We start from the raw sequence: 12,641 nt of genomic DNA on the forward strand, positions 1-12,641 counted from the left end.
TGATTGGCTAGGGCATCAACGGCTTTTTAGTAGCCCCGCAACGTCGCCAAAGCTCATTAGCATGCGCGTGCTAGATGATTTTTATCAGCAGAAATGATCGGGATGGAGGCTAATCAGGGAGGTTTGACACATTTTTACATACTCTGCCGTTAGCGTTGTTGTACGACATCCTACCTAATGTGCGCAGTGCAACAACTCTCACAAAAACAATAACGGAGATACCCTATGACGAGCATGGCTCCACTCGATCATCAGGCCGCTGCAAAACCGCAAAACCTGTTCCTGCGTACGCTGAAACTGCTCGGCCCCGGCATTATTGCCGTGCTGTCGTGGCTCGGTGCGGGCGATCTCATCACGTCTTCAGTGGCCGGTGCGAACTACGGCTACGCAATGATGTGGGTGCTGGCGGTCTCGCTGTTGCTTAGATACCTGATCGTCAACATCATTGCCCGGTTCCAGCTGTGCAATAACCAGGGCATGACCATTCTGCAGGGCTACGCCCAGCTCAACCCGGTGTTTGCCTGGTTCATGCTGGTTTATGCCCTGTTGATGGGGCACTTGATGAACGCCTACATGATCAAGGGGGCAGGGGAGTCGCTGGCGATGCTGTTCAAGATCGATCAGCCATTGCTGTGCTCGGTGGCGGTGGTGCTGGCGGTCTGGATGCTGGTCGGGCGCAACATCTACACAATGATCGAAGGCGTGATGAAGCTGCTGCTGGCGATCATGACCCTGGCATTCATCGCCTTGGCGGTGATGTCCGGCCCGGATGTCAGCGGCATCATCAAAGGCACCATCGGCTTCAGCATTCCGCCGGACGAAGGCGTGCATGGCGCGTTGCTGGTAGCGGTTTCAGTGATCGGCGCGGTTGCCGGCTCGATCGCCAACTTCGTGCACCCCTATGTCATGCGCCAGAAAGGCTGGACCGGGCCGCAGCACAAGCGCATTCAGCGTAACGATCTGCTGTTCGCGGTGTTTGTCGGGATCATCATCAACCTGGCGATCTGGATCGTCGGTGCGGAAATCCTGCGCCCCAATGGCATCGAGGTGAAAACCCTGGCTGACTTGGGCAAGGCGCTGGAAATCTACTTCGGCCCGATCGGCTGGTACGTGTTCTTCATCGGCGTGTTCGCGACACTGTTCGCCAGTATTTCAGGCAAGACCACGGCGTTTCCGATGCTGATCACCGATGCCTTCCAGCATGTTCGTCCTGAGCGTCGCGAGAAGTACGGCAAAGAGTTCCATCATGACCCGATGCACAAGTGGTTCATGCTGTTCATCCTGGTCACGCCGCTGATCTGGTCGATGCCGGGCATGCCGGATTTCGTCACCCTGACCATTGGTGTCAGCGCGTTGAACATCATTGGTCTGCCGGTGATTTCTTTGGGCTTGCTGATCATGTCCAACCAGAAATCGCTGCTGGACAAGCAATACCGCAACAACCTGTTTGAAAACATCGCGCTGATGTTTGCTACAGGTCTGGCGCTGTGGGTAGCGTTCCAGTTGGGCGTTGATCTGTTTACTTGATGGGAAAGCAGTCGAGGGGGCACCACGCCCCCTCGAATTGCCGCTTACAGCGGCACATCCATTTCGATCCGGCGCCACGCGGCTTCGGAAAAGCTGTACACCGAGAAGGCGATCAACCCCAACGCCATCAGCATCAACAGCACGCCGCCGGCCGGCAGATTCTGCAAAGCATCCAGCGCTTCCTTCATGCCGGGTGGATTGGTCGCTTGATAAACCGAGCCGCTGACCGCCATCAACACTGCAATCTCGATAAACACCACGCCGCGGGCGATCAAGCCAAACCGCGACACCGGGCGCACGTAGCGCATCACTTCGTCATCCGCTTCGAAATATTTCTCGAACGTAGCCTTCCAGCCTTTGATGATGTGGGCGATACCGACGCCGAGCGGGATCAGCGCGATCAGGTAGATCAACAGGTTCGAGTGTTGGAATGACAGCAGCTGCGCGAGCAGATCCTTAGTCTCGCCATCGCCGGAACCGCCCGAACTCCTGAGGCCACTCACCAACAGACCCAAGGCAAAGAAGGCCAGCGCCGCGTTGACCAGACCGCCAGCGAGCAAACCTGCGCGAATGACCAGGCCTTTGAGATCGGTGCCGTGGTGGTCGACATCGCGGATCGCTTGCAGCGCACGCCAGGCGGCGAAGGCCAGCAGGCCGGCGACCACAACACCAATCAGCACATAGCCGAAGGGCTGGCTGAGTAACGCTTCAAGGCTCTTGTGGCTGTCTTTCGGTTTGGTGGAATCGTGCGCTGCCAACAGCGCGAAGATGCCGATGATCAGATACAGAACGCCACGCGCGGCGTATCCGCCTCGGGCAAGCAGGACAAGCGTGTGTTGAGTGGACATGGGGTTTACTTCCAGGGAATCGATGTGAAGCAGACCCGTGGACGGGGCAGGGGTTCGATAAATGCGTCGCCGGTGGGCGACGCGCGCCCTATCAGCCTGCCATGCAGCGCTTGCCTCGCTTCGGCGTCATAACGGCGTGGTCAGCGAAAATGGAATGCGCAGCTCTTCGACCGGCCCTGAATCCCGGCCGCACATTTCGTCGTGCACGCATTGCTGCACCAGCACGCAGGGAAACGCCGGCACGGTTTGCAGCAAGTCGCGCAGGTGGGTGATCGAACGCAGGTGCATTGGCTTGGCCGCGTCATCGAGCAAGGTGAACTGGCCTTGATCCACGCGAATCCTCGCCAGATAAAAACCACCTTCGAGTGACAGCAGCTCCAGTTCGCGAACTTCACTGTTGGCCGCACGTTCGGTGAGGGTTTGCAGATTCATGCTTCACTCCTTGCCTACCAGGGCAGGCGTTCTCCATCGTAGGCGAAGAAATGGCCGCTATCGGCCGGCGTCAGCGTGTCAATCAGACTCAGTAATTGCGCAGCGGCAATGTCTGCCGGGCGGGCGCTTGAGGCTCCGCGAAAAGGTTGCGACAACGGCGAGACCACCGTGCCCGGGTGCAGACTGAGCAAGCGACTCTGCGGCCGAGTGCGCGAAAGCTCGATGGCGGCGGTCTTGATCAGCATGTTCAGCGCAGCCTTGGAGGCGCGGTAGGCGTACCAGCCGCCCAAACGGTTGTCGCCGATGCTGCCGACTTTTGCCGAAAGCATCGCCATCGCTCCTTGAGGTGCAAGCAATGGCAGAAAGTCGCGCAGCAGCAATGCCGGCCCCAGCGTGTTGACTTGAAACACGGCCTGCAGCGACTCGGCTTCGATTGCGCTGTAGCTTTTTTCCGGCTTGATCCGGTCACGATGGAGGAGGCCGGCCGCGTGAATGATCAGGTGATAGGGCGCTTCGCCTGCCAGTTCGGCGGCGGCGCTGGCGATCGTTTCGGGCTGCTCGAGGTCGAGCTTCGGCACGGTTTTGCGTCCCAGCGCACGGACGCTGGCGCAGCGTGGATCCTGGTTCAAATGTTGGCAGAACGCCGTGCCGAGGGCGCCACTGGCACCGATCACCAAGGCGCGATAACCGTCGCCGAACGAGGCCAGGGTCAACCCACTGCTCATGGGTTCGCTCCAGCGTTCTGGCGCCGGAAGAACACCGTCACCTGACCGACTTCGAAGCCCCACTTGGACATACGGGTGCGGTTGATCAACGTGTCTTCGTCGACCAGGTACATCCAGTCGTCCATGCTCATCTCGTAAGTCGAGTCGTCGACCGGCAGATTCAGGCGATAACGCCAGTGGAAAGTGTTGCCTGCGATCTGGCCCTGTGCGACACCGACCACATCGTTCGCGCGACCGCTCCACTGACCATTGCTCCCGGGAGTGAGGGTCCAGACCCGACGCTCACGGGTGCCGTCGCTGTAACGGAAGCGCTCGTCGAGGATCAGGTTTTCACCCTCACGACGGCTGGCAATATCGACCTCAAAGCGCTTGACCACTTCGCCGTTGCGCTTCTGAAACATCCCCCAGGCTTTGACGGGCTGGCTGAAAAACTGCTCCAGACTCAATGCCGGTTGCTGATCGGCGTAACGAGCAACATCGACACTGCCGCAGCTTGCAATGCTGAGCGCCAGTCCTAACAGCAGCAGAAATCGAGCCATCTTCCTACTCCTTGAGCTTGTACAGTTAACAGGCTGTGTATAGGCCTAACGCCGGCCGATGAGCTGGAGAAATTCCTGCCGCGTTGTCGAGCTGTCGCGAAAGGCACCGAGCATGACCGAGGAGGTCATGATCGAATTCTGCTTGGCGACACCGCGCATCATCATGCACATGTGCCGTGCCTCAATGACCACCGCGACACCGGCAGCATCGGTGATCTGCTGGATCGCCTGAGCAATCTGCCGAGTAAGGTTTTCCTGGATCTGCAGACGCCGCGCGAACATGTCGACCACCCGTGCGACTTTGGACAGCCCCAGCACCCGGCCAGTGGGGATATACGCCACATGCGCCTTGCCGATAAACGGCAGCATATGGTGCTCACACAGCGAATAAAGCTCGATATCACTGACGATCACCATTTCATCGCTCTGCGACTCGAACAGCGCACCGTTGGTAACGTCTTCCAGGCTCATCGCGTAACCGTTGCACAGGTATTGCATCGCCTTTGCGGCGCGCTGGGGCGTATCCAGCAGACCCTCGCGCTCAGGATTTTCACCGACGCCAACGAGGATTTCACGGTAATAGCTGGCTAGTAGTGGGCTCATTCGGGTTACTCGTGGCGGTGCGGGCTAGGGACACTGTCGGGCGAAAAGGTTGTACGCATACATGTTGGCTGTATAGGTTTTATTGAAGATAGGCTGAAAAGGATCAGCTGACAACGCATCGGTGGTTTTTTTGTGCGGGTTTGGGATTTCAGGCAGGAAAAACCTGGGGCCAGGGTTGGTGAGTGGCTTGCTTGGGGCCGATGTACGAGCGTCTCAGCTGATAGCTGCCGGTGGCGGATGGTAGCTATCGGCCAAATGCGGACGCCCAACGCATTTTTTTCCAACCCAAAGCGGTCATCATCATGTTCAAGTATTATCGCGCCGATGCTCGGACTGTTCATAGGTAGGTTGATGCATGGCCAGAAGCGTTAGGCTTCAACAGAAACTTCATTCAAAGTATCTGGTTGAGGTAGCGGGAGAGGTGGTGCTTGATGACTGCCTTGTTGAAAAGCTATGGGCGCTCAACAGAGGTGACAGGTTTGAGTTGAATTCACGATCCTTCGGTTTTGGACCTGTTCAAAAATACCGCTTGGAATACGCGATAACGAGAGGCCCCATTCCTGGGCATTGGCTCTACAAAGAATTTGACCCAAAGGAACTGACGTTATTTTTTACGGCAAAAGACTTTGCCGGCATTTGTCATGGCTGGACCTTGTTTGACGAGTGACCATTCACGGTTCGCTGCCTGGGAGGCAGCTTCTGGCCAAAAGCAGCCGTCCACGCATGGCCTTTTCCAGCCCCAAAAGATAATAATCGGAGCGGAGACGGCCTATTGAAAATTGGCTACATGGCTGAATACGCCTCTTCTTCAGCATTCCATTATCGACATCAGAGTAAGACTCATGGGCGCGCCCATCATTATCGGCAACAGCTATGACCTCTGGGTCAGCAACAGCATGAAAGATACTTTTTGCGAGGTACTCACCGCTGTCGCGGCCTTGGAAGGCCATAATGTGAAGGCCATATATGAGGAGGCACCAGGTGTGGCCGGCACCTATGGTGTTCCAAGCGTGGGTATCCTTGTCGACGAGTTCTTTCTCTATCTTGGTGGATTTTCCGGCGTTCGAAACCACCTCGATGTTTGCCGAATACGGCTAGACGAAGTCAGAGAATCTTGCGGACTGTCGCCAGTTGCTGCCGCACGCATGGCACACGTACTGGCATGGGCCGCATACCATATGGATGGCAACCCGATCCCTGTAGGCGGCTCTTTCTATGAGAGCTGGCCCCCTGACGAAGCTGAAACAAGGTAATACCCGCCTGCTTTCGGCCAAAAACAGTCATTCAGGTATGCCGATAAAAACCCATAATCGGCCATAAGGAGATGGATGTAGATTTATTGCCTCAGCGAGCTTGCAAGAGCGAGCCAACCAGCGAGCCTTTGACCTATCGAGTACTCGACACGCTAGCTTGTCTGGACGGGTTTTAAGGTTGTCAGAGTTCATGGGTTGCCATAATCGGATGCACGAGAATCGGCCACGAGAAAAAATACAACGGCCATCCCATCGACGAGGAGATCGTCCGTTCGCTGCTGACCTTCTCGTTTTTTTTCACCATCACGATTGCCGCCATCGCTTTGGGCCTGGCGCTGATCGGGCTTGATTGGATTACCGCCCTGAGCGGTGCCGCTACGGCGGTGTGTAACGTCGGCCCCGGCCTGGGCACAATCATCGGGCCGGCAGGTAATTTCTCGGCACTGCCCGATGCGGCCAAATGGCTACTCACCGTTGGCATGCTGCTAGGCAGGTTGGAAATCCTGACGGTGTTGGTGCTCGTGACCCCGTTTTCTGGAGATATTGAGCCAGTCATTCGCTGGCAGAGACGCCGATTGTTGCCTGTTTCGGTGAATAGCACGGCAGTCACGGCTTTACCGCGTGATCATCGTCAGTACGGGGAGCGTCCATCGGTTTCTTCTCCGGTACTGTAAAACTCACCGTCGTACTGGTGATGATCTGGTGCGTCGGGTCGGCCACTTCCAGCAGAACTTTGTGATCACCGGGGGTAAGCCCGACCAGGATAATCGGGTCTTCACTGGTGTGCGCCCACGTACCTTTCCAGTCATCGACGGTCACGTGAAGGTGACCTAAGCGTGGCGATACCTCAGCAGCCACTTTGCCAAATACCGGCATGATCCTGGCATGGTCTGTTCGAAACTGGATGATGACCACTCCACGGGCGAGCGGCTCGGCAAGCGGCTGGTAGGCAATGAGTCTCGGCGCACTTTCGGATGCCAAGGGCAGTATCGCCGGTGGAGGATCGCTGCCTGCTGCCCCTTGTCCGAGCACGGATGTGCAAAAGCAGACACCCACAGCCAGGGCCAATAGACTTCCGGGAGCGAGGGACATGATCTGGTTCTCCGCATTATTTGATTAAAGCGTAGATCAAGCTGGGTATTGCCCGCTGCTCATTTGAAACTGGAATCATCTAACGTATCTCATCGATACTGACTGGCCGCTTCTGGCCGATCTCCGTGTCACGGATCGCCAAATACCCAAAAGCGGCCACCTTGTGTTGTGTACTATCTGTGTCCATTCACTGCTAAGCGAGATGCTTGATGCCTGATCGCTACTCCTCGTCTCCGGCAAGAGCTGGGCGGGATCTGCAAAACGCACGCTCGCTTTTGGGAAAGCAACTGAGCGATCTGGTGTACTACCAGTACTACTTCAACCACGAGAAGTATTTGGGTGACATTGGTTCTCTAGAGTGGCGTTTTGGCGAGAGAGAAGTTTTATCCATGTATCTCTTGAGTGATGGCGAACGAGTAGGCGCGGATTTATTGCCGACTGACGCGCCCACCTCATTTGATATAGAGCCGGACGCGACTTGCTCCTGGAAGATGAAAAGCCTGTTTACAGATCTGTCAGCAAGCCACCTTCAGCACAAAATAATTTGCGAAGTTGAGGGGATTCTTGATTCCCTCAACGGGCAAGAGACTTGGCTAGCCGGATTCAAAGTGACGTTCGAGACCGGCGACACCTTGATTTACCTTAACCAAGGCGACGATGCGGTCGTATTGATCAATTCGCTAGCGCCAGTAAGCGCGGGTCTCGATACCCGCTTTGTCACCTTTATCTGATGACAGTCCAAGTCGACCTCTGCCGAATAAGCCCCGGGGGAAAACGGGACCACCCAATCAGAAGCTGCTTTCGAACCATAGCTGTCGCTAAACAGCAAATCTGCCAAAATGCTTTCTAACAGGCTTGTCCTGAATCCATCGCAAAATCGAACTCACGAGTACTTTGATCATATGGCCACAGGTCTTAGTGATGCCGAGCTTGATTACGTACTGGGGATGATTGAGAAAGCCCCAAACACGGAATTAAGTGTCATGTGTGACCACCTGCAGATCGACAGCCGCGATCTTCTCAATCAGTTGGCGATCTCAGTGGCAAGACTGTTTATCACCGGCGGCCGCGATTTTCATTACTGTGATGAGGTGATGAATATTGTCATCAGCGATATCGTCGATCTGTCCTTGTACGCAGAGATGCCCGAGCCGGCATTTTCGATCTATCAGGCATTTGATGCGGGCGAGTATTGGCACAGCGGCGATGACCGGGAGGTATTCCCTTGGGAGAGGTGGACCCGTCCTGAGCTCGAGAGAATTTTGCGTGAGGTCAGCGGTTGATAACCAAGTCGAAGGTGCCCGCGATAAAGCGGGCACCGTTTCCTTTACGAGAAAATAGGCTACCCGCCTAATTACCAGTTGTAGCTCAGCTTGGCGGTAATCTCGCGGCCCGGGTTGTAGAAGTTCGCGGTGCCGGAGCCGACCACGTGCTGCTCGTCCAGCAGGTTGCTGACGTTCACCGCCAGGTCGGTGCCCTTGGCGATCTTGTAGTTGAAGGCGGCGTCGAACAGCGTGGTGCCATCGCTTTTGCCGGAGTTGGCTGCATCGAAGTAATAAGCGCCGACGTAGCGTGCACCCAGGCCCACGCTGACATCGGTGGCGGGTACGTCGTAGTAACTCCAGAGCGAGGCGGAATGCTTGGGTGCCGTGGCGAACTCGTTACCCTTCAGCGAGCTGCCGTCGTACAACGAACCGCGCAGTACTTCAGACTCCATGTAGGAATAGCCACCGATCAGGCTGAGGTTCTGCGTTACCTGCGCCTTGGCCTCCAGATCGAGGCCACGCGCCCGCGATTCGCCCACCGTCTGCTGCTCAATGATGCCGCTCGGCAGCACCACGGCGATGGTGACGTTTTCCTGGGTCAGGTCATACACGGCGGCGGAGAACAGTGCGTCCATTCCCATCGGCGCATACTTCACACCCACTTCGTACTGCCTGCCTGTCTGCGGTGTCACGCCAACCTGCGGCGGCGAGACCGATTCGACCATGCTCACATAGGTAGACACCTCGTCGTTGACGATGTAGGTCAACGCACCTCGGTAGGACGTTTCGGAGAAGTTGTCTTTCTCGGTGGATTGCAAGCCCTTGCTGGTCAAGTCCATCGAGTCGTTGCGCACGCCCCCGGTGACGATGAAACGCTCGTAAAACGACAGGTTCTGCTGAAGGAAGACGGCCTTGGTGGTTGCGTCTCGTTTGTTGACGGCATACGGCGCGATTGAGCGTGGAACGCCAGTAAACACGGGGTTGGCAATGTCGATCGGGGTTGTAAGCGCGTAGACCGAGCTTTCCTTGGTGGTCGAATCGAGATACTCCACGCCCACCAGGCTGCTGCTGTCGATGTTCTCGAAGCGGGCATCGTATTGCAGCATCAGATTGCCGTTGAACTGGTCGGCGTCAGTGTCCGTTCCAAACAGGTATCGATCGACGCTGGTACCGACACGTGCAGCGCTGTCGCTGAGGTACACGTAGCCAAAATCATCGGTCAACTGGCTGTAACGCAGATTGCTGCGCAGCACGAAACCGTTGTCGAAGTCATGGGTGATGTTACCGCTGAGACTGGTGCGCTCGACATCGTGGAAGTTGTAGCTGGGCTCGCCATAAAACTTGCTGCGGTCGTATTCCCGATCCAGCGGATAGCCGCCGCTGTTGGGCGAACTTTCGGTTTTCAGGTAGTCCAGAATCATCGTGGCCGACGTGTAATCCGTCGGTGCCCAGGTCAGGCCACCCATAAACAATTGGTTGTCGTCCTGCGAGTGGTCGTATTCGCGGTCGCTGTTCTGGCCTTTGGCAGTAAAGCGGCCGGCCAGGGTTTTCTCGTCGTTCAGCGCATCGCCGACATCGATGCCTGTCTCGACATGGTCAAACGAACCGTAGGTGACATAGCCCTGGCCAAACTTCTCGAAGCGCGGCTGTTTGGTCACGAAATTTACCGAACCGCCCGGGTCCGCAGGGCCAAACAGCGTGGAGTTGGCACCACGCAGAATCTCGATGCGCTCATAGGCGAATGGGTCTTCGCGTACGCCGCGCATCGAGCTCAGGGTCAAGCCGTCACGGTAGGTGGTGGCCTGGAAGCCGCGGATCTGGAAATAGTCGTTGCGATCATCCGTACCATAAAAGTCACTGACCACGCCCGGCGTGTATTGCAGCGCTTCTTCCGTGGTGCTGACGCTGCGTTGCTGCATTTCCTTGTTGGTCACCACCGACACCGATGCCGGTGTATTGAGAATGCTGGTTGCCACCTTGCCGCCCACCCAGAGTTCCTTGGCCACCACCGAGTTGGCGTCGTCGTCGGCACTGACCCGGACCTTGGCATTGATGATGAGCGGGGCGAGACGGTAATCCTCAACAGCCGTTGCGTCGAGCTCCAGCGGGCCGGCGGTTTTTACTTGAGGGGTCAGCAGGTAAGCATTTGGGCCTTGCTGTTCGATCTGCAATTCGCTGCCCTGGAGCAGGGATGACAGCGCTGCCGATGTATCGAGCGAGCCATTCACGCCAGCCGTGGTGCGGTTCGCCACACTCGAGGCGTCGAAGGAAAGACTGATGCCAGCCTCGCGCGCAAAGCGGTCAAGCGCCGGCGCCAGTGGGCCGGGGGCGATGTTCCACTGTTTGACTTGATTGCTGTGGTCAGCGCCCGAGGTTTGCGCCAGCGATGGCAATGCATAGCTGCTCACGATCAAACCCAAAATCGCACCGTGCATGGCACGACTTAATAGATGGCGCTGCGAAACAGGGGATGAACTCATTTTCTCGCTCCAAGAAAGGACATCGGCAGACTGGCCTGTATTCCGGCCTTCCTTACAGGTCGAACGAGAATGAGAAACCACCTCATTATTTTTCAGGTAGCAAAAAAATATTCGGGTGGAGTCAGGTGGCAGCGCTCACGGTGACCCAATAACGGGTTCGGTAATCAATGTGCAGGCGCAGTGACTGCGCGATCAATGCCAGGACCCGATCGTTGTCGTCGAGCTGGAAGGTGCCGGAAACGCGTCGATCAGCGACCTCTTCGGCGCAGCGCAAGACTCCTGGGCGATAACGCGACAACTCCGCGATAAAGTCACCAAGGCGCATGTGGTTCGCACTGATCACTCCGTCACCCCAAGCCCATAGATCAAGGCCGTTGTCCCTGAACGTTCGGGCGTCATTTGAGGTGAACAGCAGTTGGTTTCCTGCCAGAACGCTGCGGCTCGCAGACGCTTGACCGGAACCGGGGAAAACTGTGACCGATCCTTCCTGCGCCGCGACCAGAGTGCCGCCGTCACGCTCGCGCACCAGAAAGCGCGAGCTGTGGGCTCGCATGATCCCGTCGCGTGATTGCACCCACAACGGTCGCGCTTGCGGCGAGTATTGATCCGCACCGACATTCACGATGATTTCACCTCGGCGCAGGATGATCAGGCGCCGCTGGGCGTCGAAATCGCTGTCGACAGCGCTATCGCTATTGAGCTGGATAAGGCTGCCATCATCGAGTTGGAAACGTCGTTGCTCGCCGGTGCTGCTGCGCTGCTGTGCAAGCATGGAGGGCAGGGGGGTGTAGTCGCGGCCGAGCCAGGCTGCCGTGCCGACAGTCGCCAATACGCCCAGTAGCTTCAGGCTTTCCCGCCGGCGCATTCCCTGCCGGGCGCCCTTAAGGGTTTGTCGAGCCAACTGAGCTGGCACGCCTTCGAATTCATCGCCAAGCGTTTCCACACGCTGCCATGCCAACGCATGCTCCGGGCGCTGCTGCAGCCAGTGCTCGAACGTGCGCTGTGTCTGTTCATCGGCTTGATTGAAGCGAAGGCGCACCAGCCATTGGATCGCCTGGTCGACAATGGCCGGATCCAGCGCCTCGGGCTCAGGCCTCGACATAACGCAAGCGATAGCAATGTTGCAGGGCCGTGGCCAGGTCGCGCTCCACCGTCGCGCGGGAAACTCCGAGCTTTTCGGCGATTTGCGCGCAGGTCAGACCGTCGAGTCGGGCAAATAAAAACGCCTGGCGTACTCTTGGTTTAAGCGAGTCAAGCAGACGGTCTATGCGCTCGAGCGCATCGAGAATCATCAGCCGGCTTTCTTCCGATGGAACCTCGTGCTGAGGCAGCAAGGTGATGCTTTCCAGGTAGGCACGTTCGAGTTCGCGACGACGATACTGATCAATCATCAACCCGCGGGCAATGCTGCTCAAATAAGCACGTGGCTCGCGCAGGACGCCGGACTGGTGACGGTGCTTGAGCACACGGACGAAAGTGTCCTGCGCCAGATCTGCGGCATTATCGCGACACCCGATGCGTCGGATCAGCCAACCCTGTAACCACGAGAAATGGGTGCGATAGAGCAGCCCTGGATCTGCAGTACCTAGTGTTTCGTCGCTACGCATCGGCATCCCGGGACATACATGATTGATAATGAATCGCATTCTACTCAGGCGATGGGCGTCAAGCAAATACGGCACATGAAGCGATTAACGCACTGAGCCCCGTCTAAGCGGGGCTTATTAAAAAAGCGATGTCAGATATTCTTTAAAGACTGCAGTTTGTTCGCCAAGTGATGGATCGAGCGTCCTTTGAACACGCTTCATGAATAATCGCACCACGCTTTGCGACTTTTTCTTTGGCGCCAACGATTTCAGGATGTAGGCAACTACAAC

General features: G+C 56.9%; 14 protein-coding genes and 1 pseudogene. 6 read left to right on the plus strand and 9 right to left on the minus strand.

The window, feature by feature from the left end:
* Positions 1-234 precede the first annotated feature (234 nt).
* Positions 235-1,527: an Nramp family divalent metal transporter gene (locus ACZ0AZ_RS22670; protein ID WP_372339889.1), complete on the plus strand. Its 1,293-nt coding sequence runs from the start codon at positions 235-237 to the stop codon at positions 1,525-1,527.
* Between the two features lie 44 nt (positions 1,528-1,571).
* Here ACZ0AZ_RS22670 and ACZ0AZ_RS22675 read toward each other — a convergent pair whose 3' ends face one another.
* From ACZ0AZ_RS22675 to folE, 5 genes are all read right to left on the minus strand, one after another.
* Complete coding sequence (locus tag ACZ0AZ_RS22675) at positions 1,572-2,375, minus strand: DUF1206 domain-containing protein (protein WP_039762855.1); 804 nt, start codon at positions 2,373-2,375, stop codon at positions 1,572-1,574.
* Positions 2,376-2,501: 126 nt separating this feature from the next.
* A complete protein-coding gene (locus ACZ0AZ_RS22680; RefSeq protein WP_016774774.1) occupies positions 2,502-2,807 on the minus strand; it encodes a DUF6482 family protein in 306 nt (101 codons plus the stop codon).
* A gap of 14 nt (positions 2,808-2,821) precedes the next feature.
* Positions 2,822-3,532: an SDR family oxidoreductase gene (locus tag ACZ0AZ_RS22685; RefSeq protein WP_463538186.1), complete on the minus strand. Its 711-nt coding sequence runs from the start codon at positions 3,530-3,532 to the stop codon at positions 2,822-2,824.
* Positions 3,529-4,071 (minus strand): DUF3833 domain-containing protein, encoded by a 543-nt coding sequence (locus tag ACZ0AZ_RS22690; RefSeq protein WP_463538187.1) that lies wholly within the window; start codon positions 4,069-4,071, stop codon positions 3,529-3,531. The genes ACZ0AZ_RS22685 and ACZ0AZ_RS22690 overlap by 4 nt, the downstream gene beginning before the upstream one ends.
* A 45-nt stretch (positions 4,072-4,116) precedes the next feature.
* A complete protein-coding gene (folE, locus tag ACZ0AZ_RS22695; RefSeq protein ID WP_463538188.1) occupies positions 4,117-4,674 on the minus strand; it encodes a GTP cyclohydrolase I FolE in 558 nt (185 codons plus the stop codon).
* A gap of 355 nt (positions 4,675-5,029) precedes the next feature.
* Between folE and ACZ0AZ_RS22700 the strand changes: the two genes are divergently transcribed.
* The 3 genes and pseudogenes from ACZ0AZ_RS22700 to ACZ0AZ_RS22710 form a co-directional block, all read left to right on the plus strand.
* Positions 5,030-5,341, plus strand: a complete 312-nt coding sequence (locus ACZ0AZ_RS22700; protein WP_122880606.1) for a hypothetical protein — start codon at positions 5,030-5,032, stop codon at positions 5,339-5,341.
* Positions 5,342-5,516: 175 nt separating this feature from the next.
* On the plus strand, positions 5,517-5,927 hold the full coding sequence (locus ACZ0AZ_RS22705) for a hypothetical protein (RefSeq protein WP_463538189.1): 411 nt from the start codon (positions 5,517-5,519) through the stop codon (positions 5,925-5,927).
* A gap of 278 nt (positions 5,928-6,205) precedes the next feature.
* Positions 6,206-6,474: pseudogene (locus ACZ0AZ_RS22710) on the plus strand (potassium transporter TrkG); the annotation flags it as partial.
* A 59-nt stretch (positions 6,475-6,533) separates the two neighbouring features.
* Here ACZ0AZ_RS22710 and ACZ0AZ_RS22715 read toward each other — a convergent pair.
* On the minus strand, positions 6,534-7,019 hold the full coding sequence (locus ACZ0AZ_RS22715) for a DUF6130 family protein (protein WP_463538190.1): 486 nt from the start codon (positions 7,017-7,019) through the stop codon (positions 6,534-6,536).
* Positions 7,020-7,228: 209 nt separating this feature from the next.
* Here ACZ0AZ_RS22715 and ACZ0AZ_RS22720 point away from each other — a divergent pair, with 209 nt between their 5' ends.
* The gene (locus ACZ0AZ_RS22720) at positions 7,229-7,750 is read left to right on the plus strand and encodes a hypothetical protein (protein ID WP_129999303.1); all 522 of its coding nucleotides are present in this window, start codon (positions 7,229-7,231) and stop codon (positions 7,748-7,750) included.
* Between the two features lie 171 nt (positions 7,751-7,921).
* The gene (locus tag ACZ0AZ_RS22725; protein ID WP_463538191.1) at positions 7,922-8,302 is read left to right on the plus strand and encodes a hypothetical protein; all 381 of its coding nucleotides are present in this window, start codon (positions 7,922-7,924) and stop codon (positions 8,300-8,302) included.
* A 71-nt stretch (positions 8,303-8,373) separates the two neighbouring features.
* Here the strand turns inward: ACZ0AZ_RS22725 and ACZ0AZ_RS22730 are convergent, their stop codons facing one another.
* The 3 genes from ACZ0AZ_RS22730 to ACZ0AZ_RS22740 all read right to left on the minus strand — a co-directional run bounded on the left by ACZ0AZ_RS22730 (position 8,374) and on the right by ACZ0AZ_RS22740 (position 12,371).
* On the minus strand, positions 8,374-10,764 hold the full coding sequence (locus ACZ0AZ_RS22730; RefSeq protein ID WP_463538192.1) for a TonB-dependent siderophore receptor: 2,391 nt from the start codon (positions 10,762-10,764) through the stop codon (positions 8,374-8,376).
* 121 nt (positions 10,765-10,885) lie between these two features.
* The gene (locus tag ACZ0AZ_RS22735) at positions 10,886-11,866 is read right to left on the minus strand and encodes a FecR domain-containing protein (protein ID WP_129999306.1); all 981 of its coding nucleotides are present in this window, start codon (positions 11,864-11,866) and stop codon (positions 10,886-10,888) included.
* Complete coding sequence (locus ACZ0AZ_RS22740) at positions 11,853-12,371, minus strand: sigma-70 family RNA polymerase sigma factor (RefSeq protein WP_039762962.1); 519 nt, start codon at positions 12,369-12,371, stop codon at positions 11,853-11,855. Before ACZ0AZ_RS22740 ends, ACZ0AZ_RS22735 begins: the two co-directional genes overlap by 14 nt.
* Positions 12,372-12,641 lie beyond the last annotated feature (270 nt).

This window comes from Pseudomonas sp. AC239, assembly GCF_979258545.1.

Excerpts from the sequence above, each read along its gene's own strand:
- ACZ0AZ_RS22670 (WP_372339889.1), top strand. The coding sequence starts at position 235 with ATGGCTCCACTCGATCATCAGGCCGCTGCAAAACCGCAAAACCTGTTC.
- ACZ0AZ_RS22675 (WP_039762855.1), bottom strand. The coding sequence starts at position 2,375 with ATGTCCACTCAACACACGCTTGTCCTGCTTGCCCGAGGCGGATACGCC.
- ACZ0AZ_RS22680 (WP_016774774.1), bottom strand. The coding sequence starts at position 2,807 with ATGAATCTGCAAACCCTCACCGAACGTGCGGCCAACAGTGAAGTTCGC.
- ACZ0AZ_RS22685 (WP_463538186.1), bottom strand. The coding sequence starts at position 3,532 with ATGAGCAGTGGGTTGACCCTGGCCTCGTTCGGCGACGGTTATCGCGCC.
- ACZ0AZ_RS22690 (WP_463538187.1), bottom strand. The coding sequence starts at position 4,071 with ATGGCTCGATTTCTGCTGCTGTTAGGACTGGCGCTCAGCATTGCAAGC.
- folE (WP_463538188.1), bottom strand. The coding sequence starts at position 4,674 with ATGAGCCCACTACTAGCCAGCTATTACCGTGAAATCCTCGTTGGCGTC.
- ACZ0AZ_RS22700 (WP_122880606.1), top strand. The coding sequence starts at position 5,030 with ATGGCCAGAAGCGTTAGGCTTCAACAGAAACTTCATTCAAAGTATCTG.
- ACZ0AZ_RS22705 (WP_463538189.1), top strand. The coding sequence starts at position 5,517 with ATGGGCGCGCCCATCATTATCGGCAACAGCTATGACCTCTGGGTCAGC.
- ACZ0AZ_RS22715 (WP_463538190.1), bottom strand. The coding sequence starts at position 7,019 with ATGTCCCTCGCTCCCGGAAGTCTATTGGCCCTGGCTGTGGGTGTCTGC.
- ACZ0AZ_RS22720 (WP_129999303.1), top strand. The coding sequence starts at position 7,229 with ATGCCTGATCGCTACTCCTCGTCTCCGGCAAGAGCTGGGCGGGATCTG.
- ACZ0AZ_RS22725 (WP_463538191.1), top strand. The coding sequence starts at position 7,922 with ATGGCCACAGGTCTTAGTGATGCCGAGCTTGATTACGTACTGGGGATG.
- ACZ0AZ_RS22730 (WP_463538192.1), bottom strand. The coding sequence starts at position 10,764 with ATGAGTTCATCCCCTGTTTCGCAGCGCCATCTATTAAGTCGTGCCATG.
- ACZ0AZ_RS22735 (WP_129999306.1), bottom strand. The coding sequence starts at position 11,866 with ATGTCGAGGCCTGAGCCCGAGGCGCTGGATCCGGCCATTGTCGACCAG.
- ACZ0AZ_RS22740 (WP_039762962.1), bottom strand. The coding sequence starts at position 12,371 with ATGCGTAGCGACGAAACACTAGGTACTGCAGATCCAGGGCTGCTCTAT.